Here is a 21,899-nt window from a genome sequence, read left to right as displayed (position 1 = left end):
CCGAAGGATCTGGTCATCGTCGACGAGCTGCCGCGCAACGCCGGCGGCAAGGTGGTCAAGCCGCGGCTGCGTGAAGCCTACGGCAGCAAGGACGCCGGGCTCTCGCACTGACCAGCATGTCGCACAGAACACCACGTCACGCCGGACCGGCGGTCACGGGCGGCAGGCCTCACCGGAAGTACGGTTGCTCCTGAATCCAATGGAAGCCGCGACTGCGCAGGGGGAAGGCATTCGGGTCGACCCGGTGCAGCGTGACCGTCGTCGGCGCACCGTCGATGGTGCCGTCGAGCCGTAGACGATCATCGGTGGGGCGGTCGAAGCGCACTGTGGCCGAGGGCAGCCGGGTCGACGGCGTCGCCGGGATCTCGATGCTCCGACTCGCCTCGTCGACGTGCGCCGGCAGCATGTGCAGGGCACCGTCCATCATCTGCACCGTCGCCGCCCCGTCGGTGTCGAAGACGAGTCGCTGCCAGCGGGTCGGGTCGGTGGTCAAAGGAGCGCTCGACCGGCCCTCGATCCGGAAGTCGTCGACTGCCCAGATTCCGTGCAGTGGCGGTTTCGGCGCCCGGGCACCGTACTCGTGCAAGCCGGTCCAGCTGATGTATGCCGCACCGATCGCCACCCAGATGCCCAGGCACACCTGCACCCATGCGGCGATCCTCTTCTGCCGGGGTCGGGAGAACAGCTGAGGCGGCGGCACTGCAGCGGCAGGCCGCTGGAGTACGAACAGCCCGAACAGGTTTCGCATCTGTGGAGCAAGCAGGACCAGCGCGATCAGTACCAGATGCGCGGACAGGATCTTGACCGGCACGTCGAATGTCATGTTGAGGATCAGGACCTGGACCATCGCGACAAAGCTGACGAGGGCACCGAGCGTGGCCGTGCGTGGCACGAACAACAACACGCCACCGAGTACCTCGACGGAACCGAGCAAGATCTCGTAGATCGGTGAGCTACCCACCTGTAGCCAGAGCACCGACGCGGGACTGAAGTCACCATACGGTTGCAGCAACGCCGTCAGCGACGGCGGACTCATCTGCGACGGGAGGAATTTCGCGAATCCGTAGAACAGCATCTGCCCGCCGAGGAACAGCCGCAATGCGGTCGCCGACCACGCCCACAGTCGCCGATGGTGTTCGCGACCGCGATCGAGCGCCGACCACGCCGCTGTCGCAACGGCGGCCAGGATCAACAACGTGAATACGAGTAACCAGATGATGGCCTGATCCCCACTGCCGGACGTGACATCCAGACTGGCGTCGACGCCGAAGATGGTCCGGCCCACCCACGCCACGATGGGCTCGACCGCGAGCATCTGCCACATGATCGCGTTGTCCGGGAGCAGATGTGCGATGAACCCGGCGAAGACGAAAGTGATCTGTGCGAACAGCAGGCAGAAGGCCAAGAGGTATGCGTAGCCGAACCGGAAGGCGATCGTGGTCATCGGGTGCCAGCGCCCAGTGGACGGTGCGTCGGGGTCCTGGAGATCGGCGGGTGCCCGCGTGTCGAGTGCACTCATGGTCACGACATTAGGAATCGTCCTCCTGATACACATCGCCCCACAGATGCAGTGGCCCTCATACTTTCGGGGGAGATCAGCGCCCGCAAACGTGAGCGGCGAATCCGATGGTGTGCGGCGCTATGTCGTTTCGCAGCTCGTGCCACTCGGTGTAGTCGCCGCCGCGTAGGTGTCGGTAGGCCAGCGGGGCCTCGGTACCCGCATCGTCGAGCCTGCGACGCAGGTCGTCCCGGCGGAGCTCGTACCCGTCCGCTTGCATGTGGTGCACGCTGCTGACGAGATGCGGTCGTAACGGCGACATCCCGGTGTAGTGAGCGGTGCCGTGCAACAACGGCCACAGGAGGTCGGTGATGTCACCGCTGATACCGCGTGGCCCCAATGACTCGGATCGATCGCCTGCGGTGACGATCGGCAGTAGCCTCCGTCCGACCAGCCCCCCGTCGCCGTACTTCCGGATCTTGCCGTCGTCGTCTCTGACTCCGAACGCGAACCCGTTGGTGAACACCCGATCAAACCAGCCTTTCAGTATTGCGGGCATGCCGTACCACCAGAGGGGGAACTGGACGATCACCAGATCGGCGGACAGGATCAGCTCTTGCTGACGTCGGACGTCGGCGGGCAGGCGGCACTCATGCGTGGCGACACGCTGTCGTTCGGTCAAGGTGTCGCCCGACGCACCTCGATGGTCGTCATCGGAGAGCACCGGATTCCACCCTTCGGCATGGAGATCGACGGTGTCCACGACGTGACCGTGCCGGCGTAGATGGTCGACGCCGTCATCGAACAGTGCCCGGTTCAACGATTGGGGATCGGGACTCGCCAGAACCCAGAGAATGCGCTTCGCAGTGGTCATACACTCACCATGGAACGCAGTGCGCGTTTCGACAAGTACTGACTAATCTGTCCAGTAGTGACACAAAGGTAAGCATCGAGGTAGGAGGGTCCAGTATGCGCAAGACGGTCGCATCCGCCTTGGAGGTATGCCCGGTCGAGGTGGCCGTCGCCGTCCTCGGCGGTGCGTGGAAGTTGACGATCGTCAAACAACTCCTGGAGGGCACCCGACGCTTCGGCGAGCTCGGGCGGTTGGTCGGGCCCGTCAATCCTCGAGTACTCACCCGGCAGTTACGCGAACTCGAAGCCGACGGGATCGTCTCGCGCACGGTGTACGCCGAGGTGCCGCCTCGTGTCGAGTACTCGCTCACCGAGTTGGGTGGCAGCGTGGCACCGGCGGTCGCGTGGCTCGACGAATGGGGTGCAGAGTACGCAGAATCTGCCGCGACCCTTGAACGTACAACCGATTAGTTGTACGTTAGGAGCGTGACCGTACTCGCAGAGGATCGGGCCGACGCCCTGTTCCACGCCCTCTCAGATCGCACCCGACGCGACATCCTGCGTCGGGTGCTGACCGGCGAGCATTCGGTCTCGGTACTGGCGGCCGAGTACGACATGAGTTTTGCCGCCGTACAGAAGCACGTCGCCGTGCTCGAACGCGCCGGGTTGCTCAACAAACGACGCCGAGGTCGTGAGCAAATCGCAACCGGCGATGTCACCGCTGTGCGCGCGGTGTCGACGATGTTGACCGAGCTCGAACAGGTCTGGCGAGGACGCATCGCGCGCATCGATGAACTGATTGCAGCAGAACCCACACCGGAGGACTGATCCATGCCTGTCACCGACGTCACCCACGACATCGACACCCGCTCACTCACGATCACCGCAGAGTTCGCCGCCTCTCCGGCGCGTGTCTGGCAGGTGTACGCCGATCCCCGCCAGCTCGAGAAGATCTGGGGCCCACCGACATACCCCGCAACCGTGGTTGAGCACGACTTCACCCCGGGCGGACGGGTCACGTACTACATGACCGGACCGGAAGGCGACAAGCACGCCGGTTACTGGGTACTCGACAAGATCGACGAACCGCACGTGTTCACCTTCCGCGACGGGTTCGCCGATGAGAATTTCAACCCCATCGAGTCCATGCCGGAATCGAACAACACCTACACCTTCGCCGAACGCGACGGACGTACTGTCGCGACATACTCGAGCACCTACGCGACTCCTGAAGCGCTGCAACAGGTTCTCGACATGGGAATCGTCGAGGGCGCATCCGGCGCGATCAACCAGATCGACGACTTGCTGGCCCGCTGAAAGGCGAATGACGTCCTCGCCCGGGCTATCCCGGTTCGGCAGTCATGCTGATCGCCTGTCGAGGACACGCACCCACCGCACCGCGGACCGATTCTTCGGTCGCGGCCGGTGGGTGCGCGTCACAGACGGCCAGATCATCGTCGCCGAGGTCGAAGACATCGGGGGCCACCTGCACGCACATGCCGTGGCCCTCACACAGGTCGGCATCCACCGACACTGTCAGTCGACGATCAGTCATTGATGACACCTCCGCATACCTTGTCCGACAACTACTTCAAGAGACTTGCCGCATCGACGGTCTCCGGTGGGCAACACGTGCATCATCTGCGCGACGCCCTTCATGTCGTCGCGTCCAGGGCTTTCCAGGTCTGGCCGGAACATCCTCATCGTCCCTTCGTTCATGAACATAGGAGTGTTGACGTTCGTCGGCAATACCGAGTTGACGCGGATTGATTGTGACCCGAGTTCGACCGCGAAGCTGCGCATCGGCCCGATCACCCCGTGCTTCGCGGCGATGTAGTGCCCAGCGTTCGGATAAACTTTCATGCCACCGACGGAGCTTGTCAGCACGATAGAGCCACTCGGCGAGCCGCACGGCGTGGCTGCACCCGCGGGCAGTTCCCGTCACGAAGGCCACCTTGCAGTCCATGCGACCGGCCATGATCGACCTCGTCTTTCGCGCGTTGATTGGTCGAGTGGCGATCTGTCGTGGTCCGCATCCATCAGAAGAAGACTGATCACTCGAAGCGAGTGTGGCACGGGCCACATTCGCTGTCAACGGCCATTGCGATCAGATATCCAGCGCCGCAATCGTTTCCGGTGACGGTGCGACCGTCAGGATCGCGATGAGGGTGTCCAGGAGCTGACTCACGTGTAACGCGTAGCGTGGCACGTCCTCGCCCAGCGTCTTGGATCTGTGCCGATCGGCGCATACGTACAGGCACGTCGCGGACGCCTGCATGATCCTGATCCGGCGCAACGACTCGGGAATCTCACGCAGCAGATGTGAGGTCCGGCTGTAATAGGCCTGCTCGACCCGGCGGTTGACCTCCGGCATCTCGCGCAGCGGATGCACCTTGCGTTCGAGTTGCTCGATGAACTGCAGGTAGTAGCAGTCCTCGTCCTCGCCCAACTCGATCAGGGGTAGGTGATGCGCCTCCACGATGCCGCGGAGATCGCCAGGCCGGACGCGCGCGAGCAGTAATTCTCGACGTCGGTCCAGATCATCGACACGATGCGCGATGATCGCCTGCACCAGACCATTCTTCGATCCGAAGTGGTACTGCACGGCCGACTTGTTGGCCATTCCGGCCTCGATGCCGATCTGCCGCAAGGCAACTCCGTCCAGGCCGTGCACCGCGTAAAGGCGTTCGGCGGTCAGGATCAGTTGCTGCTTGGGCGATCGCACCTCGGACAACATGAACCAATGAAACCATGGACACCGTTAGGTCATATGCCTTAATCTTCAGTCATCGCACTGAGAGGTGCATCACACATGGAGGACCAGACCACGGACGGCGTAGTCGCTGTCGACACGCCGTTTCTGCAAGCCCAGCGGGATTGGCTCCACGACCGGGTCTGGACACGCCCAGGACTGAGTAGGCGAAACCGTCGGTGGGTGACACTGACCTGCGTCGGGGCTGCCGATGCGCACAAACCGATCGAAGATCAGGTCGACGCCGCCCTGCGCAGCGGCGATGTGACCGTCGACGAACTACTGGAGTTCGTCCTGCATTTCGCCGTGTACAACGGTTGGCCGAAAGCATCGCACCTCGAAGGGGTGGTGCGGCGGACCTGGACGTCGATCGATCGGGAAGCAGGTGGCACCGGTTCACTCCGCTCACTCGATGACCCGGCTCTCTGCAGTGACGATCGGGCCGATCGCATCCGTCGCGGCACAACGGAATTCGAAGATGTGAACCTCATCGCGGCGCCCGCTCCGGAGACCCCGTACGTCCAGGACGGGATCTTGGGGTTCGTGTTCGGCCACGTGTGGCAACGGCCCGTACTCAGCCGGCGCGACCGCCGCTTCATCACCGTCGCATCCGTCGCCGTCTGCGATGCGCTGACACCGCTGCACTCCCACACCGGTTCGGCGCTCGAGTCCGGCGACATCACCAAACTCGAGATGGACGAAGTCGTACTGCAACTGGCGGCGTACTCGGGATTCGCCAAGGCGGAGGCCCTGCACGACGCGACAGAACAGGCATGGGCACGCGTGACGGCAGCTCGACACCCCGAAACAGAAAGAGCCACCTCATGACACCACTCGACGGCAAGGTCGCCTTCATCACCGGCGCCGCCCGCGGACAGGGGCGAGCGCACGCTGTTCGGCTGGCGCAGCAGGGTGCAGACATCATCGCGGTGGACATCTGCGCGAACGTACCGTCGATGACGTATCCAAATGCATCCGAGGATGACCTCGCCGAAACGGTCCGACTCGTCGAGAAGGAAGACCGCCGCATCGTGGCGCGCAAGGTCGACGTGCGCGACTTCACCGCGTTGTCGGCAGCATTCGACGCAGGACACCGCGAGTTCGGCAGAGTCGACATCGTCATCGCCAACGCTGGGATCATCAAGATGGGGCCGGAGGATCCGGAGAATTTTCTCGCCGAGTGGAACGACGTGATCGACACCAATCTCACCGGGGTCTTCCACACCATCCGTGCGTCTCTGCCCGCTCTGCGTGCAGGCGGCCGCGGCGGATCGATCGTGATCACCAGTTCGTCTGCGGGGATCAAGGCATCCGCGTCATTGAACGCCAGCGGCAATGCGTACGCGTCGGCCAAGCGCGGCGTCGTCGGGTTGATGCAGGGTCTCGCCAATCGCCTGGCGCCAGAATGGATTCGGGTCAACACGATTCACCCCACCGGAGTGGCCTCAGGGATGACCGTCAACGACGCGATGCGCTCCTTGATGGAGCAAGCGGCAGCGGGTGGGGCGAACACGATCTCCGGCATGCAGAACGCTCTTCCGATCAAGATGCTCGAACCCGAGGACATCGCGAACGCGGTGGCGTTTCTGGTATCCGACGAGGCGAAGTTCATCACCGGTACGCAATGGGCCCTCGATGCCGGATTCACCGTCCGTTGAGACCGAAACCGTTTCCCAGCTAGTCCCGATCACACTTCCACGCACGAAAGGCTCGAGTAACCGATGACCCAGCCCACCGCTGTCGACTACTTCTCGGATGCCGAAGTGTCCCAGAATCCGTACGAGTTCTGGGACCAGCTCCGCGACCTCGGCCCGGTCACCCGCGAGCCATTTCACGATGTGGTCGCCGTGACCGGGTACGCGGAGGTTCAGGAGGCATTCAAGGACACCGAAGCGTTCTCGGCGGTCAACTCGATTGGCGGTCCGTTTCCACCGTTGCCGTTCACGCCGGTGGGCGACGACATCACCAATCTCATCGAGGCGCATCGCCACGAGTTCCCGATCTTCGAGCACATGGTCACCATGGATCCGCCAGATCATCAGAAGGCTCGGTCGCTGCTCTTACGCCTGCTCACTCCGCGCCGGCTCAAGGAGAACGAGGAGTTCATCTGGTCACTGGCCGATCAGCAGTTCGACGAGTTCATCGACAACGGGCGCTGCGAGTTCCTCGGCGAATACGCGAAGCCATTCGCCACCTTGGCGATTGCCGATCTGCTCGGTGTGCCCGACCGGGATCGCGACGAGGTCCGGCGCAACCTCGGTGCCGGGAATGCGCCGGGAAGTCGGGTGGGAGCACTCGATCACGAACCGGTGGGCAGCAACCCGTTGGAGTATCTCGACGATCTCTTCGCCGGTTATATCGAGGAGCGCCGGAGCTCACCGCGTGGCGATATCCTCGGGGGGCTGGCATCGGCCACCTATCCCGACGGCAGCGTGCCGCCGGTCATCGAGGTGGTCCGGCCGGCCACGTTCCTCTTCGCGGCCGGCCAGGAAACAGTCACCAAGCTGCTCAGCTCGGCGGTCTTGATGCTGTGCGAACGTCCGGAACTTCAAGCCAAGCTACGTGAGAACCGACGCCTCATCGGGCCGTTCATCGAGGAGGCGTTGCGGTTGGAGAGTCCAACGAAAGTGGACTTCCGGCTCGCACGCAAGACCACGACGCTCGGCGGCGTGCACGTACAGGCTGGTGCCGTGATCATGCTCTGTCTCGGGGCCGCCAACCGCGATCCGCGCAAGTTCGAAGACCCCAACGAATTCCGCCTCGACCGCGAGAATGGGCGCGAACACATCACGTTTGGTCGCGGCATCCACACCTGCGCGGGCGCTCCGCTCGCGCGGGTGGAAGGCCGTGTGACCATCGAGCGGCTGCTCGACCGCATGCGTGACATCCGACTGGACCAATCTCACCATGGCACCGGCGCCGAACGCCGCATCGGCTACGAGCCGACGTTCTTGCTCCGGGGACTGACGGACCTGCACATCACGTTCGACGCGAGCCCGCCGGTCGGGTCGGCGAGCCACCCGACCGACCTCCGCACTCAACTGGCAGGGGTGGCACCTGCCAACGGAGCCTCGACGCCCAGGTGTTCGGGACGGATCGACCGATGGCCCGACACCTTGTGCGCAATCGTGTCCAGACGTGCGAGATGGGTTTCGTCGAGGACCACGTCGACGGCAGCGACATTCTCACGGAGGAACTCGATGTGGCGGGTGCCCGGGATCGGCACCACATCGTTACCCCGGGCCAGGACCCAGGCCAGCGCGACCTGTCCGGGTCGCACACCCAATTCGTGTGCCAAGGAGCCGACTTCGTCGGCAAGCTGCCGATTCGTGTCGAAGACCTCGGCGGCGAACCGCGGATGGCGTCCACGCCGCACACCGACGTCTTCCGGGCTGGTGATCGCCCCGGTCAGCCAGCCGCGGCCCAGAGGCGAGTAGGGCACCACGCCGACGCCCAGCTCACGTGCCACCGTGAGGATCTCCGTCTCGATGTCACGCGTGAACACCGACCATTCGTTCTGGATCGCGGTGATCGGATGAACCGCGTGTGCTCGGCGTAAGGTCTGCGCACCGGGTTCCGACAACCCGATATAGCGGATCTTGCCTGCCTCCACGAGTTCCTTCAGAGCGCCGACAGTGTCCTCGATAGGCACCTGCGGGTCGACACGATGTTGGTAGTACAGGTCGACGTGATCGACGCCGAGACGTCGCAGCGACCCCTCGATGGCGCTGCGCACATAGTCCGGTCGGCCGTCGAGCGGACGTGCGTCGGGGTTGGTGTCTCTGTCCAGTGCGTTGGCGAACTTGGTGGCCAGCGTTACCGAGTCGCGCCGTCCGCGCAGGGCACGACCGAGCAGGATCTCGCTGAACTCCGGTCCGTAGACGTCGGCCGTGTCGAACAGGGTGACACCCTGATCGATCGCCTCGGAGACCAGGGCGGTGGCAGTGCGTTCCTCGTCGGCGTCGGCCGATCGGATGAAGCTCATGAAGCCGAGACCGATGGCCGACACATCGGGTCCCCCGGCCCCCAGGCGACGTTGTTGTGTGATCGGCATGTTCAGATCATTCCCTTTCGATGGAGGTGGACTCTGTGGAACGGGTCAGGACCCGAGAAATGCAGCACCCGAGACGGATTCCGACCGGCGACCGTCGACGCCGGTCGGCACCTCGCCCTCCAATGTCACGCGATAGAGCACCCGGTCGTGGTCGAGGTGCGCGGCGTCGGAGATCGCCAGGTGTGCCGTGGATCGGTTGTCCCAGAACGCAACGCTGCCCGGCGCCCAGCGGAACCGGACCGTGTATTCGGTCCGGGTCGCCTCGGCCCAGAGGAGTTCCAGGAGTCGACGACTGACGTCGGGGGAGAAGCCTCGGATCTCCGCAGCGCCCCGGGTGAAGCCGGGGCTCACGAACAGTGACCGCTTGCCGGTGTCCGGATGCACCCGCACAGCCGGGTGGTAGGTGACCAGATTAGCTTCGGCCACTTTGCGTTCCCGTTGGCTACCCACAGCTGCCCGGGTGGTGAACTGATGTTTGACGTAGAGCGTGTCGACGAAGTCGCGGAGTTGTTGCGGAAGCCCCTCGTAAGCGGCTTCGAGGTTGGTCCAGGCGGTGTCGCCGCCGTAGGGCGGCAGGATGTCGGCCCGCAGGATCGATGCTGCCGGTGGGTTGACCAGGGCGGTGACATCGGTGTGCCAGCTGTGGTCGTATGACGTCCTCTTGCGCCCCAGTGTCTGCTCGTATCGCCGACTGTCGATGGGCAGGATCTCGGGAAAGCCCTCCGGCGGATTCTCTTCGTGAGGATGAGCAGGCGTCACCTTGCCGAAACGGCGTGCGAATACGATCTGTTCACGGTGACCGATCTGTTGGTCTCGAAAGAAGATCACCTTGTATCGGTGGAGGGCGTCGCGAATCAACTCCACAACGTCGGAGGTGAGATCCTCACGTAAGTCGACGCCACCGATCTCGGCGCCGATGTAACCGGCCGACGGCGCGACGGTGATCGTGGAGATCTTCTCTTGGACTCCGGTCATGATGTGCTCCCTGGGATGTGGTGCAGTGGCAGTGTGTGCGCCTCAACTGTGCTGGATGCGGTGTGACGCAACAACCGTCTTCGTCTACGTGGATCTTTCAGCCCTGCTGCGGAATTCGGTGTGGTCGGGCGAGGGATCTCGATACGCCTCGTCGCTGCGCTCCTCGGCTACTCGATCAGCGAACGGATGGCTCGACCACCCGAACGGAGACGGCGCAGCTCGACCACCCGAACGGCGAACGGATGGCTCGACCACCCGAACGGAGACGGCGCAGCTCGACCACTTGATCGGCGGCAGCGCGGCTCGATGACATGGTCATGCAACGCCACGATTCCGTCGGCGATGGGCAGGCTCGGCGTGGAACCGCTCGCGCAGGGTGTCCTCGCCGTACTCGTGTCGGACCATGCCGCGTCGGCGTAGCAGTGGCATCACCTGGTCGACGAAGATCTCCAATCCGTCGGGGAACACATCCGGCATCAAATTGACACCGTCGGCCGCACCGGCCAGATGCCAGTGCTCGAGTGTGTCCGCCACGTCCTCCGGTGTGCCGACGACGACGCGATGGCCGGCTCCACTGAACTCGCGAATGGCTCCTCGGACGGTGAGATCCCTCGTGGAGATCAGACGCGCGATGGATTCACGGAAGCCCAGGGAACCACCGAAGCGAGACGGATCCGCGACGGGTGCCAGCAGGTGCGCCGGAAACGGACTGTCCGGATCGAGGGCGCCGAGGTCCTCCCCGAACAGTTGCGACAGTCGTTCGGCTGCAAACCCTTTGGGTAGCAGCTCATCTTGTTCCCGCTCGCGTCGCAGCGCCTCCTCGTGCGTACTCCCGATCGTGGTGATCAGGCCGGGCAGGATCTTGACCGCGCCTGCCGACCGTCCGTACCGAATGGCCGCATTCTTGACATAGCGGTAGTGCTCGATGCCGGCCCCCAGCTCCAACTCGGCAGAGAACACGGCGTCGGCGATCGCTCCGGCCAGGTCGCGTCCCTGCGGTGATCCGCCCGCCTGTACCAGTAGTGGATGACCCTGACGTGAGCTCTCCTGGTCCAATCTGCCGTGCACAGTGAAGAACTCGCCGTCGTGATGTAGTGCGGGTCCGGGCAGGCCGTCGGTGAAGGCACTGCTCCAGAGCCCCCGCACCACCTCGACGAACTCCGCGGCTCGCCGGTAGCGGGCATCTCGGTCCGGCAGATCATCGAGTCCGAAGTTGGCGCCGGCAGACGGCGAGTATGTGGTCACCACATTCCAGGCGAATCGGCCCCCCGACAGTCGGTCGAGACTCAACAGCCGATGCGCGAGCTCGACCGGGTCGTTGAAGGTACTCGACAGCGTGCCGATGATGCCCAGGTGGTCGGTTTCGGCGGCCACCGATGCCAAGATCACACTGGGTTCCAACGACTGTGACGGTTTGACCGAGGGATTCTCACGCAATGCCGGGCCGTCGGCCAGGAACAACGCGTCGAGTTTTCCGCGTTCGGCGATTCGTGCCTGCCGGACGTAATAGTCAGGGTCTACGAAGGCGGTCGGTTCCTCGGAGGTCCGCTGCCAGGCTGCGGCGTGAATGCCGACATTGAGCACGTTGACGTTGACGACGAACGATCGAGGGTGGGGCGATGACATCGGTGTCCTCCTAGACTCTGCCGGCGACCGGTACGGCGGTGGGAAAGATCCGACGCCGTGCGTCCAGATCGAGTGCAGGGGGTGTGGGCAAGCCCAGTCGTGCACGCAGCGTGGGCGCGAGCGGTGGATCCCCCTGCTGCTTGCGGTGGTGACGCACCGCCGCCACCGCGTCATCGAGGGCACCCAGCGACACGGTCAGGAGTTGTCCGTCGGCGGCGTCGGGGAGGGTCAAGTCGTCCAGCGCGTTGACGTGCACCACCGGGTGGTCTCGCAACTCGACGAAGATCTCCGACAACACCACGTCCGGGTTGCCGTCACTCGTGGGCCCGATACCGCGGCCGAATACCGGTATCGCGCTCTGCCTCGGGCCCGGGAGCGGCAACGGTCCGGCGATCCGGTAGCGATCATCCACGTCGGCGGCGGTCACTCGCTCGGTGTCGACGAAGATCCCTCGCTTGCGATCCGCCACCACAGAATCCAACGGCCAAGACCGCCACAGCGCACGGACCGCACCAATCGCTGCTGAGGTGTGGTCAGGCCCGAGGCGATGATCGGTCCAGGAGTCGCCGGTGGTACCGAAGCCGATCGCGGGATCGGAGTCTGTGGCCAGCCATCCCAGCTGACCGCGAGTCGCATGGTCGAGCGATAGCAATCTCCGGGCCAGGTTGTAGGGATGATCGCGGTGCACCGACGCCGCCACCACATAGCCGAGTCGGGCGGTGTACCGCGCGGCGATCGCCGTTACGACCGTCGGATCCACGGCGGGCGCGGACCGCTGGGAGCCGAGCACCCAATAGTCGACGACACCGTCGAGTCGGGACGCCACCGACGCGATACCCCGGGCGTCGAGAGCGGCCACCTCGCTGTCCCGGATGGCGACGCCGATGGAACCACGCCGGGCTGGGTCGGTGGGATGTGGACGAGGATGCCCGAGGTCACTCATGACGCCCAAGAATATTCGCGATCGGCGCTCTGACAAGACTTCAGATCATCGATACGCCAATGTTTCTCACACACGCGGGGAACCGACTGTTAAGCAGACTCGCCGGTGTTTCGGAATTATTCCTTCAGCATCGAATCCTGTGCGACAGGCAGATGACGCATTAGGTTTCCCCTGGTGTCCACCACCCAGTACAAACCGCCCGAACCGCACGCGATCGCCCCTGGGCGGCATCGGCATTCGGCACTCACATTCCTCACGGTCGCCGGCCAGAGCCGGTGGGTGAGACGGATCGGTCAGTCGTTGCTCGTCATCGTTCTCGCGTACTCGGCGGTGTTCTTCATCCTGAACATCTTGCCGGGTGACCCGATCGAGACCCAGATCTCGAACCCCGAGAACCCGCTCACAGACGATGAAGCCGATGCACTTCGACAGTACTATCGTCTCGACGAGCCGGGCTACGTGCAGTTCGCGATCTCCATCAGGAGATTGTTCTCAGGAGATCTCGGCTACTCGTTGAACACCGGGCAACCGGTGTCCGGCCTTCTCGGACATGCCATTCCGAGTACCCTCACTCTGGCGACGGTCGCCTTTGTGCTGGCTGCACTGATCGGACTGGTCGTCGCGCTCGCAGCCGTGTTCGCACCGTGGCCGTGGTTGCGGGGCTTTGCGCGCGGAATCCCGCCGATATTCCTGTCCGTTCCCGCATTCGTGACAGGTCTGGTCGCATTGCAGCTCATCGCATTCCGGCTCGGCTTGGTGTCCGCCGTCATCGACCAGGGATTCCGCTCTGCATTCGTCGCTGCGATCCCACTCGCGATTCCGGTGGCGGCACCGATCGCACAGGTCCTCATCCAGGGTTTGTCCAACGCCGCGGGCCAACCCTACGTCGAGGTGCTGCGCGCCAAGGGATTGTCGCAACGCCGGATCATCGGCGGTCACATCCTGCGCAACGGGTCGATTCCGACGGTCACGATCGTTGCGATCACCGTCGGTGAACTGCTCGCGGGCTCGGTGATCATCGAGACGGTGTTCAACCGCACGGGCATCGGGCACCTCACCGAAACCGCGGTCCGCAACCAGGACACGCCGATCATCCAGGCCGTGGTGATCTCGGTGTCGGTGACCTTCGTGGTGGTCAACCTGATCGTGGACCTGCTGTATCCCGTCATCGACCCACGTATCCGCACACAGGCCCGGCGGGCACCCCTCGGCCGGCGCCCCCGACGGATACAGGAGGCCGGCGCATGACCACGATCACCGGGGCAGTGCCGCACATCCGTTCACGGACCAACCGGGTCACCGGTTCTCTCGGCCCCTGGGACTACCCGGCGTTGGTGATCCTCATACTCATCACCGCGGCCATCGTCGCACCCACGGTGATCGCCCCGTATGATCCGCTGCAGGAGAACGTCGGAGCGCCGCTGAGCAATCCGAGCCCGGCGCATCCGTTCGGCACCGACTACATCGGACGCGATCTCCTCAGCCGCGTCATCGCGGGTACGGCGGCAACCATCAGCGGCTCGTTCATCGCCGTCGCGATCGGCCTCGTCGTCGGAACCGCCCTGGGTCTGCTGGCGGCGTACTTCGGCCGTGCGGTCGACGGTGTGGTGGGACGTGTGGTGGACGTGCTGTTGTCGATCCCGACCCTGCTGCTGTCGATCACGATCATCGTCGCGCTGGGCTTCGGCACCGTGAATGCGGCGATCGCGGTGGGTGTGTCCTCGGTTGCGGTGTTCGCCCGACTCGCGCGATCGGAAGTTCTCGCCATCAGACACCTGCCCTTCGTGGAGGCCAGCGAGCATCTCGGCGCGGGACACGGCCGCCTGCTCCTGCGTCATGTACTGCCCAACGCGTATTCGTCGGTGCTGTCGCTCGCAGCTCTGCAGTTCGGCACCGCGATCCTGGCGATCGCATCGTTGAGCTTCCTCGGATACGGGGCACAGCCGCCGAACCCCGAGTGGGGGCTGTTGATCTCGGAGGGTCGCAACTACATCAACACGCAACCGTCGCTGATCATCTTCCCCTCCATTGCGATCGTGCTGGCCGTGCTGAGCCTCAGCCGCGTCGCACACATCATCCGAAAGAAAGTGGGCTGACATGTCCGAAAACGTTCTGTCGGTGTCGAACCTGAGCGTCGACTACCGGACCGCGACCAGTGCGCTGGGCGGCCGGCCCATCGTCGACGACATTTCGTTCGACGTCCGCCGCGGGCAGGTGGTGGCCGTGGTCGGCCAGTCCGGCTCCGGTAAGTCCACGATCGCCCGCGCCATACTCGGTCTGTTGCCGCACAACGGTCGGATCGTTGACGGTTCGGTGGCCCTCGACGACCGCGACATCACCCATCTGACGGAACGGGAGTGGCGTGGATTGCGTGGCCGCACCATCGGTTTCGTCCCACAGGATCCGCTCGGATCGCTGGACCCGCTCAAACGGATCGGCGATCAGGTCGCCGAGGTACTCATCACCCACGGGTTGGCCAGCCGGCGCGACGCCACCTCCCGTGCGGTGGATCTGCTGGACCGCGTGGGCATCGTGAATCCCGAGGCCAAGGCGCGCCACTATCCTCACGAACTGTCCGGCGGACAGTTGCAGCGCGCTCTGATCGCCCAAGCGATTGCCGGTGATCCCGAGCTCCTCATCGCCGATGAACCCACGTCGGCGCTCGACGTCACGGTGCAGCGTCGCATTCTCGACCTGCTGGACGACCTGCGCGCCGAGCGGGGGCTGGGCATCATCTTCATCACCCACGATCTGGCGTTGGCGGAGAACCACAGTGACCGCGTCGTGGTGCTGCGCAACGGCATCGTCCGCGAACAGGGGAACACCGTGTCGGTACTCCGCGATCCCACCGACGATTACACCCGGCAGCTGATCGCTGATGCGCCTGCGCTGTCACCGGACAAGTTCGTGCGCGACCGCCCCGACGGTCGCTCGGTCCTGGACCTCCATGGAGTCTCGAAGGCATACGGGCACAACCTGGTTCTCGACGATGTGACGTTCTCGGTGACCTCGGGCAGCGTGCACGCCCTGGTCGGCGAATCCGGTTCGGGTAAGAGCACTCTCGCACGTATCCTCGCCGGCCTCACACCCTATGATGCCGGTCGGATCCTCGTCGAGGACGACGAACTACGGGCGCACGCCGTCGCGACCCCACGCGCGCGACGGGCACGGGCACATGTCCTGCAGCTGGTCCAGCAGAATCCGTTGGCATCGCTCGATCCGAGACTGTCCATCGCCGACGCGGTCGCCGAACCACTGGTGATCAATCGGATCGGATCCCGACGGGAGCGACGGGAACGTGCGGTCGAAGAGCTGACACGTGTGGGACTGCCTGCAGACATCGCCGGCAGGCGGCCATTGGAGATCTCCGGCGGCCAACGTCAACGTGTCGCGCTGGCGCGGGCCTTGATTCTCGGCCCCCGAATCCTGGTGCTCGACGAACCGACTTCCGCCTTGGACGTGACCGTTCAGGCTCAGACCGTGGATCTGCTTCTCGGCCTGCAGGGCGAACTCGACCTGACGTTGTTGTTCATTTCGCACGACCTCAACCTGGTTCGGCAGATCTCCGACGACGTCAGCGTCCTGCAGCAGGGGCGACTCGTCGAGACGGGGCCCACCAGGGAGGTGTTCGACGCTCCTGAAGCCGCGTATACGCAACGTCTGCTCGCGGCCGTGCCGCGATCGATACAGGAGCGTGCCGCGTGATCGCCTATCGATTCGCGCGCCTGTCGGTCGCCGCCGCACTCGCCGTGACGCTCCTCGGTTCTTGTGCTGCGCAGACCGATCGGACCCGGCCGGAGTCGGTATCCCGCGGTGGGGACCTCGTCTATCTGGATGCCGAGGCATTGGCGTCGATGCAGATGCAGGTCGGATACTGGCAGAACAGCCTCGTCCGGGACCAGGTCGTCGATCGGCTCGTTTACCAGGACCCGAAGACGTATCGGTTCGTCCCATGGCTTGCGGAGAAATGGACGACGTCGCCCGACGGCCGCGAGTACGTCTTCACCATCCGTCCCGGCGTGACCTTCAGCAATGGCCAGCCGCTCGACGCGCAGAGCGTCAAGCGCAACCTCGAATGGCAGGCGAACGGCGACAAGGCCAACGGGATCATCGCCAACCCGATCTTCCCGAAGGTGACATCGATCGTCGCCGACAACGCCACCCGAACAGTCCGGGTGTCGCTCCCCGAGCCTTACGCGCCATTCATCCCGCTGCTCTCGGTGAACACCACCGGCCTCGTCGCCGATGCCACCATCGCGGCGAGCAAGGAGGAACAGTCGGTGCCGACCAACATGATCGGGACCGGCCCCTTCTACGTCGAATCGGAAGTGCCGGACAAGAAGGTGGTGTTGCGCAAGCGACGCGGATACGACTGGGCGCCTGCGACATCTCCGCACCGCGGGGAGGCATATCTGAATACGGTGACCGTCATTCCGGTCACCGAGGACAGTGTGCGCGTAGGTGCGCTGCGTGCCCACCAGGCCGACGTGATCCGATACACCCAGCCACCAGACGAAAAGCTGCTCTCCCAAGAGGGTTTCGACGTCAGAGGTCTCCGCAAGGCAGGACTCACGAACACCCTCGACATCCGGCAGACGGCGCCGTTCGTGCAGGACATCAACGTCCGCCGGGCCATCGGTTTCGGCATCGACCGTGACGAACTCATCTCCACCCTCTACACCGACAACTGGAAACCCGCCACCAGCATTCTCACGCCGCAGTTCCCGGGCTTCAAGGACAGGTCGGACGCGGTCCGCTTCGATCCGCGGGAGTCGGCGCGACTCCTCGACGCATCCGGGTGGACACGCCGTGACGGCGCCGGGTATCGAGTGAAGGATGGCAAGCGCCTGTCGCTGCTGATCTACGTGGATGTGTACGACCACACCGCACGCCCTCTGTACGAGTTGATCCAGCGGCAGCTACGGCGGGTGGGGATCGACCTCGTGGTTCGACAGACCGACTTCGCCAATTACCCGACGGCGAGCATTGCCGACGACGTCGCGTTGCGGCGCAACGGCTGGCCCACCCCGGACGCCGTCCGACTGTGGCAGAACTATGGCAGTTCCAAGGGCGACCTGTACGCGCTGTCTGGTGCCGATCCCGAGATCGACAGACTGCTGAGGGCCCAGCTTGTGGAAGTCGATCCGGTGAAGCGCAACGATCTCGTCGAGCAGTATGCCGACTACGTCATCGACAATGCGTATACGGTCCCATTGCTGCAGGACACCCAGATCTTCGGGGTGGCTCCGGCGGTGCGAGGACTCGACAACGCGGTCAACGGGGTCCCGTGGTTCTACGGTGCCTGGATGGGGAGTGCCCAACCGGTCGACTAGCTATTCGACCACGCCACGCAGGCCATCGCTGCCGAACACAGGCTCGAGCATCGAGGTGAAATCCGGTCCACGCCGCAGCATCTGGCCGCCGTCGACGTTGATGACCTGACCGGTGATCCAGGTGGAACGGTCGCCGAGCAGGAATGAGGCGAGGTCGGCGATGTCCTCGACCTCACCGACGCGGGGGAGCGGCGTGCTATCGCGGTAGTCCCCGCTCAGCGCTGGGTCGTCCAGGATCATGGTCACGAGGTCGGTGCGGATCAGGCCGGGCCGAATCCCGTTGACCCGCACCCGGCTGGCACCGAGTTCGTCGGCCGCGAGCGCGACGAGATGATCGACCGCCGACTTGGTGACGCCGTATGCGCCGAACCACCGATGTGTGTTGCTGGCCGCGATCGACGAGATCGCGACAAACGATCCGCCGCCGCCGCGAACCAGTTCCCGTGCAGCATGTTTCAGGGTGTACATGGTGCCGTTGACGTTGAGTTCCACAGTCCGTTGCCACGCCGCGGAATCTATCTGGGTGACGGGCCCGATGGTCTCGCTACCGCCCGCGCAAGCGACCACACCATGAAGCCCGCCACCGTGTTCGGTGGCGGCGGCAACCGCGGCAGCGATCTGCTCTTCGTCGGTCACGTCCGCCGGATGGGAATGCACGGCCGGTGCGTCCGGATGGGCGGTCGCTATCTGTTGAGCGGTGCCCTCGAGGCGGTCGGCCGTCCGTCCGACGATCGTCACCGTGGCGCCTTGTGCGGCGAGCGCTGTCGCGACCCCCGCTCCGATACCACTGCCACCGCCGGTCACGAGTATCGACTTTCCAGTCATCTCCATGACGACAGACTAGAACGTGTTTCAGTTTTCGTCGACGACGGGTCCGCAACCGGCGGGATCGTCGACGGTCCCGATGTCAGCGACAAGAGGTTCCCGGCAAAGCCGCCATCGCCGACTAACGCATGGTCACAGCGACCGCGGCCGCGCGGGCCGATCAGATCGACGCGTGCGATGGGCGCGATGGGTGCGCGGCGATGATCACTGGAACCTGTTGTCGTGACCGATGATTCGCTTGTCTCGTCGCTCCTCTCGAACGTCGTCCATCTACGTTCGCCGAAGCGGTGAGCATCGGAGCGACCGTCGTCCTCGTACAGTCGTGACGTGCCATCGGCACCCGTCGCGGAGGGGGTCCCGTCTGTATCCGACCACCGAGCCCGCGGGAAACCCCACGGCCGGACAGCGTCGCGACGGTCTACTCTCGCCGAGCTTTCTGTCGGTACCGCGCGCTATGGTCGAATCAGTTCATTTGATGCAGGTCAGCCACTTGATGCGGGTTCACGTTGACGCGGGTTTGTTCGTGTTCGTCTACCAAGGATGCCTGTCATGCTGTGCTATTCCGATTCCGTCGCCGACGACGCCGTGTTGGCGTCGTCGGCGATGACCGAATCGGACCTGGGTGATGCCGGACTCCAAGCGCAGCGACTGGAACGACAAGCCGCTGCCCGCAAGATCCTTGCCGCCTACCGGGTCGGCCGCGCATCCTTCGAGCGGATCATCGCGCAAGAATCCGCCATCAACCCGCGGATCGGCAATGCCGCCGACAAGGCTGCGGTCGGCGAAGTGTCACTCCGCTTCGGGGTGTCGAAGTCGATGGCCGGCCGGTGGATTGAACTGGCGACGTTGCTCCAAGACCTTCCGCGGCTGCGCCTGCGCTTCCTGGCCGGCGAGTACAGCGTCAACCGGGTCACGTTGATGGCTCGCGCTGTCTTGCGGTTCGACGAGCGGCAACGCGACGATGCGCTCGATCAGGTCGTCGAGCTGGCCGATCAAGCCGTGAACGACAACGTGTTGCGCGAGAACCTCGACGAGATGGTGATCGAGGCCCAGCCCGACGTCGCGGTCGACGAGCGAGCCGAGTTCACCGACCTCCACCAGAACGTCACGATCACGGCTGAGGCGCATGGTCATTCGACGATCGACGCGTGTGTGCCCGCCGAGTACGGGGTGCATCTGGCCAAGCGGATCATCGCGTTGATCGAGGCACGGCTGTGCAGTCGTGACCCGCGGACGGTCGGACAGCAGCGGGTGGTCGCGTTCGGTGAACTGACCGAGACGCCCGGCGTCCGCTTGCGGTGTGAATGCGGCGACCACGATTGTCCTCGCCATACTCCGCGCCCGGATCCGTCCGGTGCGGTGACCCCGCCGCCATCGGAGATCATCGTGGTCGTCGATCCGCAGGTGCGGGTGCCGTACCTGTCGGGGTACGGACCAATCGATCGTGTGCACGCCGAGACGATTGCGGGTGTGGCCACACGTATCCGACGCGTCGATGACGGAATGAGCGCTGATCCGATCGTCACCGACGCACCTGGTGGGTCGTCAGGCCCTGCGCCGCCGCTGGACCGGAGCGGGCACGGTGGCCTTCAACGACCGCCACCAGGCGCCCTCACCTATGCGCCGTCGGCGGCGTTGCGACGCCACCTCGAGCGCACGTACCGCCATTGCGTCTATCCGTACTGCAACCGGCCGTTTCACGAGTGCGAGATCGATCATCTGGTCCCGTTCGACCATGCAGACCCACTCGGTGGCGGCTGGACGGTCCGGGGTAACGCCGCACCCATGTGTCGTCCCGATCACCAGCGCAAACATCTGGGGACGTGGGTTCCCACGATGAATACGGACCGTTCGATCACCTGGCGCGATTCCCGGTCGGGTCGAGTGATCGTTGTGCGTCCTGCGCGGTGACCCGACGCGGACAGCCGTGTCCGTTCGACCACGATGAGTTCCGGCCGGTTGCCGCGTCTACCTCTACATGACACGCATCGTCGCCGACATCTCGGTTTCCCTGGACGGGTATGTCACCGGGCCAGATCCCGGCCCCGACAATGGGCTGGGCACCGGCGGCGAACCCTTGCACCATTGGGCGTTCTCGGACGACCCCGACGACCGTCGTCTGCTGCAGTCTTCGACGACCCGGTCGGGCGCGGTTGTCATGGGTCGCCGGCTCTTCGACCTCGTCGACGGTCCAAATGGCTGGAACGACGACGTCGGTTATGGCGCCGAAGAGGTCGGCAGACCTGCGTTCGTGGTGGTGACCGGCTCGCCACCGACAACGATGCGTCTCACCGGCCTCGACTGGACGTTCGTCACCACGATGACCGAAGCCGTCGGTGTGGCACGTCAACGCGCTCAGGACGCGAGCACCGAGCAGGGGACCGATCTCGATGTCGTGGTCATGGGAGGTGGCGCGACCATCCGCTCGGCCTTCGACGATGACCTCGTCGATGTTCTCTCACTTCATCTCGCGCCCGTCGTACTCGGCGGTGGCACACCGCTGTTCACCGGTCCACGGTCTGCGCGCACCCTGATCCAGCGAGATGTGGTGGTGACGTCCACCGCCACCCACCTGACCTACGACGTCCACCCCTGACGGGCACCCGCACGCCCCGCCACCGCCTATCCGCGGACCTTCCACGCAAACCTGGACGCTGCTACGTCCGCGTCTGATTGAAGCCTCCGCGGTCGGTCGATCACACCTGCGCCGCGTCGTACAGCGCGACGATCTCGCCCGGTATCGGTCCGCGGTCCGCGACCCGATATCCGTGTTCCCAGGCCCAGGTTCGGATGGCCCAGTTCCGGGTTGCGGTGTGACCGTGTTCGACAGACGGGCGCTCTGTAGGCGCAGGCGCGACCTCGGCAGGCCTGGCTATGTCGATGAAACTCTCGAGGAGACGACGGAACTCGTCGGCCCGCTCGAGGCTGATGTCGAACTCGTTCGTCTCATCGTCGACCACGAATCGAACCGTTTCGTGGTCTCCGATTGGACCATCGATGTCGCCGGCGACCTGGAGGATGAAGTTCTCGGCCATTACATG

The 21,899-nt window shown here is 64.5% G+C and carries 21 protein-coding genes and 2 pseudogenes; 12 read left to right on the top strand and 11 right to left on the bottom strand.

From position 1 onward, the window contains the following. Positions 1-169: 169 nt before the first annotated feature. Both AAFP35_RS12455 and AAFP35_RS12450 read right to left on the bottom strand, forming a co-directional pair. Positions 170-1,519, bottom strand: a complete 1,350-nt coding sequence (locus AAFP35_RS12455) for a DoxX family protein (protein ID WP_419221929.1) — start codon at positions 1,517-1,519, stop codon at positions 170-172. 76 nt (positions 1,520-1,595) lie between these two features. Next, positions 1,596-2,372, bottom strand: coding sequence for an NAD(P)H-dependent oxidoreductase (locus AAFP35_RS12450; RefSeq protein ID WP_419221927.1), 777 nt, complete (start codon positions 2,370-2,372; stop codon positions 1,596-1,598). Positions 2,373-2,467: 95 nt separating this feature from the next. Here AAFP35_RS12450 and AAFP35_RS12445 point away from each other — a divergent pair, with 95 nt between their 5' ends. Genes AAFP35_RS12445 through AAFP35_RS12435 form a run of 3 tightly spaced genes read left to right on the top strand, consistent with a single transcriptional unit; the run spans position 2,468 to position 3,667 of the window. Next, a complete protein-coding gene (locus AAFP35_RS12445; protein WP_419221926.1) occupies positions 2,468-2,821 on the top strand; it encodes a winged helix-turn-helix transcriptional regulator in 354 nt (117 codons plus the stop codon). A gap of 15 nt (positions 2,822-2,836) precedes the next feature. Further along, positions 2,837-3,178: an ArsR/SmtB family transcription factor gene (locus tag AAFP35_RS12440; protein ID WP_419221924.1), complete on the top strand. Its 342-nt coding sequence runs from the start codon at positions 2,837-2,839 to the stop codon at positions 3,176-3,178. Between the two features lie 3 nt (positions 3,179-3,181). After that, a complete protein-coding gene (locus tag AAFP35_RS12435; protein ID WP_419221923.1) occupies positions 3,182-3,667 on the top strand; it encodes an SRPBCC family protein in 486 nt (161 codons plus the stop codon). A 25-nt stretch (positions 3,668-3,692) separates the two neighbouring features. Here AAFP35_RS12435 and AAFP35_RS12430 read toward each other — a convergent pair whose 3' ends face one another. The 3 genes and pseudogenes from AAFP35_RS12430 to AAFP35_RS12420 all read right to left on the bottom strand — a co-directional run bounded on the left by AAFP35_RS12430 (position 3,693) and on the right by AAFP35_RS12420 (position 5,087). Further along, positions 3,693-3,905: a ferredoxin gene (locus AAFP35_RS12430; RefSeq protein ID WP_419221922.1), complete on the bottom strand. Its 213-nt coding sequence runs from the start codon at positions 3,903-3,905 to the stop codon at positions 3,693-3,695. Between the two features lie 62 nt (positions 3,906-3,967). Next, a pseudogene (locus AAFP35_RS12425) lies at positions 3,968-4,285 on the bottom strand (SDR family oxidoreductase); the annotation flags it as partial. Positions 4,286-4,457: 172 nt separating this feature from the next. Then, on the bottom strand, positions 4,458-5,087 hold the full coding sequence (locus AAFP35_RS12420) for a TetR/AcrR family transcriptional regulator (protein WP_419221921.1): 630 nt from the start codon (positions 5,085-5,087) through the stop codon (positions 4,458-4,460). Positions 5,088-5,285: 198 nt separating this feature from the next. On the opposite strand from AAFP35_RS12420, the gene AAFP35_RS12415 reads away from it, so the two are divergent. The 3 genes and pseudogenes from AAFP35_RS12415 to AAFP35_RS12405 form a co-directional block, all read left to right on the top strand. Continuing rightward, the gene (locus AAFP35_RS12415) at positions 5,286-5,930 is read left to right on the top strand and encodes a carboxymuconolactone decarboxylase family protein (protein ID WP_419221920.1); all 645 of its coding nucleotides are present in this window, start codon (positions 5,286-5,288) and stop codon (positions 5,928-5,930) included. Then, on the top strand, positions 5,927-6,760 hold the full coding sequence (locus AAFP35_RS12410; RefSeq protein ID WP_419221919.1) for a mycofactocin-coupled SDR family oxidoreductase: 834 nt from the start codon (positions 5,927-5,929) through the stop codon (positions 6,758-6,760). The genes AAFP35_RS12415 and AAFP35_RS12410 overlap by 4 nt, the downstream gene beginning before the upstream one ends. A gap of 63 nt (positions 6,761-6,823) precedes the next feature. Next, positions 6,824-8,089 (top strand): annotated as a pseudogene (locus AAFP35_RS12405) (cytochrome P450); the annotation flags it as partial. 50 nt (positions 8,090-8,139) lie between these two features. Here the strand turns inward: AAFP35_RS12405 and AAFP35_RS12400 are convergent. The 4 genes from AAFP35_RS12400 to AAFP35_RS12385 all read right to left on the bottom strand — a co-directional run bounded on the left by AAFP35_RS12400 (position 8,140) and on the right by AAFP35_RS12385 (position 12,700). Then, positions 8,140-9,156, bottom strand: coding sequence for an aldo/keto reductase (locus tag AAFP35_RS12400; RefSeq protein ID WP_419221918.1), 1,017 nt, complete (start codon positions 9,154-9,156; stop codon positions 8,140-8,142). 45 nt (positions 9,157-9,201) lie between these two features. Then, entirely contained in the window at positions 9,202-10,131 is a 930-nt protein-coding gene (locus tag AAFP35_RS12395) for a TauD/TfdA dioxygenase family protein (RefSeq protein WP_419221917.1), read from the bottom strand. A gap of 315 nt (positions 10,132-10,446) precedes the next feature. Then, on the bottom strand, positions 10,447-11,757 hold the full coding sequence (locus AAFP35_RS12390) for an NtaA/DmoA family FMN-dependent monooxygenase (protein ID WP_419221915.1): 1,311 nt from the start codon (positions 11,755-11,757) through the stop codon (positions 10,447-10,449). 10 nt (positions 11,758-11,767) lie between these two features. Then, positions 11,768-12,700 carry a luciferase gene (locus AAFP35_RS12385; RefSeq protein WP_419221914.1) on the bottom strand — a complete coding sequence of 311 codons (933 nt, stop codon included), beginning with the start codon at positions 12,698-12,700 and terminating at the stop codon, positions 11,768-11,770. Between the two features lie 174 nt (positions 12,701-12,874). On the opposite strand from AAFP35_RS12385, the gene AAFP35_RS12380 reads away from it, so the two are divergent. Genes AAFP35_RS12380 through AAFP35_RS12365 form a run of 4 tightly spaced genes read left to right on the top strand, consistent with a single transcriptional unit; the run spans position 12,875 to position 18,033 of the window. Next, positions 12,875-13,948 carry an ABC transporter permease gene (locus AAFP35_RS12380; RefSeq protein ID WP_419221913.1) on the top strand — a complete coding sequence of 358 codons (1,074 nt, stop codon included), beginning with the start codon at positions 12,875-12,877 and terminating at the stop codon, positions 13,946-13,948. Then, on the top strand, positions 13,945-14,796 hold the full coding sequence (locus tag AAFP35_RS12375) for an ABC transporter permease (protein WP_419221912.1): 852 nt from the start codon (positions 13,945-13,947) through the stop codon (positions 14,794-14,796). Before AAFP35_RS12380 ends, AAFP35_RS12375 begins: the two co-directional genes overlap by 4 nt. 1 nt (position 14,797) lies before the next feature. Next, positions 14,798-16,405 (top strand): dipeptide ABC transporter ATP-binding protein, encoded by a 1,608-nt coding sequence (locus AAFP35_RS12370; RefSeq protein WP_419221911.1) that lies wholly within the window; start codon positions 14,798-14,800, stop codon positions 16,403-16,405. Continuing rightward, positions 16,402-18,033, top strand: a complete 1,632-nt coding sequence (locus AAFP35_RS12365) for an ABC transporter substrate-binding protein (RefSeq protein WP_419221910.1) — start codon at positions 16,402-16,404, stop codon at positions 18,031-18,033. Before AAFP35_RS12370 ends, AAFP35_RS12365 begins: the two co-directional genes overlap by 4 nt. Here AAFP35_RS12365 and AAFP35_RS12360 read toward each other — a convergent pair whose 3' ends face one another. Beyond that, positions 18,034-18,864 carry an SDR family oxidoreductase gene (locus tag AAFP35_RS12360; RefSeq protein ID WP_419221909.1) on the bottom strand — a complete coding sequence of 277 codons (831 nt, stop codon included), beginning with the start codon at positions 18,862-18,864 and terminating at the stop codon, positions 18,034-18,036. 543 nt (positions 18,865-19,407) lie between these two features. Between AAFP35_RS12360 and AAFP35_RS12355 the strand changes: the two genes are divergently transcribed. Continuing rightward, a complete protein-coding gene (locus AAFP35_RS12355) occupies positions 19,408-20,769 on the top strand; it encodes an HNH endonuclease (RefSeq protein WP_419221907.1) in 1,362 nt (453 codons plus the stop codon). A 67-nt stretch (positions 20,770-20,836) separates the two neighbouring features. Continuing rightward, on the top strand, positions 20,837-21,454 hold the full coding sequence (locus tag AAFP35_RS12350; protein ID WP_419221906.1) for a dihydrofolate reductase family protein: 618 nt from the start codon (positions 20,837-20,839) through the stop codon (positions 21,452-21,454). A 100-nt stretch (positions 21,455-21,554) separates the two neighbouring features. Here AAFP35_RS12350 and AAFP35_RS12345 read toward each other — a convergent pair whose 3' ends face one another. Further along, positions 21,555-21,893, bottom strand: a complete 339-nt coding sequence (locus tag AAFP35_RS12345) for a histone-like nucleoid-structuring protein Lsr2 (RefSeq protein ID WP_419221904.1) — start codon at positions 21,891-21,893, stop codon at positions 21,555-21,557. Between the last annotated feature and the right edge of the window lie 6 nt (positions 21,894-21,899).

Source organism: Gordonia sp. CPCC 206044 (genome assembly GCF_048537895.1).
GTDB lineage: Bacteria > Actinomycetota > Actinomycetes > Mycobacteriales > Mycobacteriaceae > Gordonia.
Note: the sequence above shows the minus strand (reverse complement) of the source record. Positions and strands in the feature narration are given on the sequence as shown.

Bases quoted from the DNA above. Each gene is read 5' to 3' on its own strand.
- AAFP35_RS12430 (WP_419221922.1), bottom strand. From the start codon at position 3,905: ATGACTGATCGTCGACTGACAGTGTCGGTGGATGCCGACCTGTGTGAG.
- AAFP35_RS12420 (WP_419221921.1), bottom strand. From the start codon at position 5,087: ATGTTGTCCGAGGTGCGATCGCCCAAGCAGCAACTGATCCTGACCGCC.
- AAFP35_RS12410 (WP_419221919.1), top strand. From the start codon at position 5,927: ATGACACCACTCGACGGCAAGGTCGCCTTCATCACCGGCGCCGCCCGC.
- AAFP35_RS12445 (WP_419221926.1), top strand. From the start codon at position 2,468: ATGCGCAAGACGGTCGCATCCGCCTTGGAGGTATGCCCGGTCGAGGTG.
- AAFP35_RS12360 (WP_419221909.1), bottom strand. From the start codon at position 18,864: ATGGAGATGACTGGAAAGTCGATACTCGTGACCGGCGGTGGCAGTGGT.
- AAFP35_RS12385 (WP_419221914.1), bottom strand. From the start codon at position 12,700: ATGAGTGACCTCGGGCATCCTCGTCCACATCCCACCGACCCAGCCCGG.
- AAFP35_RS12450 (WP_419221927.1), bottom strand. From the start codon at position 2,372: ATGACCACTGCGAAGCGCATTCTCTGGGTTCTGGCGAGTCCCGATCCC.
- AAFP35_RS12345 (WP_419221904.1), bottom strand. From the start codon at position 21,893: ATGGCCGAGAACTTCATCCTCCAGGTCGCCGGCGACATCGATGGTCCA.
- AAFP35_RS12400 (WP_419221918.1), bottom strand. From the start codon at position 9,156: ATGCCGATCACACAACAACGTCGCCTGGGGGCCGGGGGACCCGATGTG.
- AAFP35_RS12355 (WP_419221907.1), top strand. From the start codon at position 19,408: ATGCTGTGCTATTCCGATTCCGTCGCCGACGACGCCGTGTTGGCGTCG.
- AAFP35_RS12435 (WP_419221923.1), top strand. From the start codon at position 3,182: ATGCCTGTCACCGACGTCACCCACGACATCGACACCCGCTCACTCACG.
- AAFP35_RS12350 (WP_419221906.1), top strand. From the start codon at position 20,837: ATGACACGCATCGTCGCCGACATCTCGGTTTCCCTGGACGGGTATGTC.
- AAFP35_RS12395 (WP_419221917.1), bottom strand. From the start codon at position 10,131: ATGACCGGAGTCCAAGAGAAGATCTCCACGATCACCGTCGCGCCGTCG.
- AAFP35_RS12455 (WP_419221929.1), bottom strand. From the start codon at position 1,519: ATGAGTGCACTCGACACGCGGGCACCCGCCGATCTCCAGGACCCCGAC.
- AAFP35_RS12375 (WP_419221912.1), top strand. From the start codon at position 13,945: ATGACCACGATCACCGGGGCAGTGCCGCACATCCGTTCACGGACCAAC.
- AAFP35_RS12370 (WP_419221911.1), top strand. From the start codon at position 14,798: ATGTCCGAAAACGTTCTGTCGGTGTCGAACCTGAGCGTCGACTACCGG.
- AAFP35_RS12390 (WP_419221915.1), bottom strand. From the start codon at position 11,757: ATGTCATCGCCCCACCCTCGATCGTTCGTCGTCAACGTCAACGTGCTC.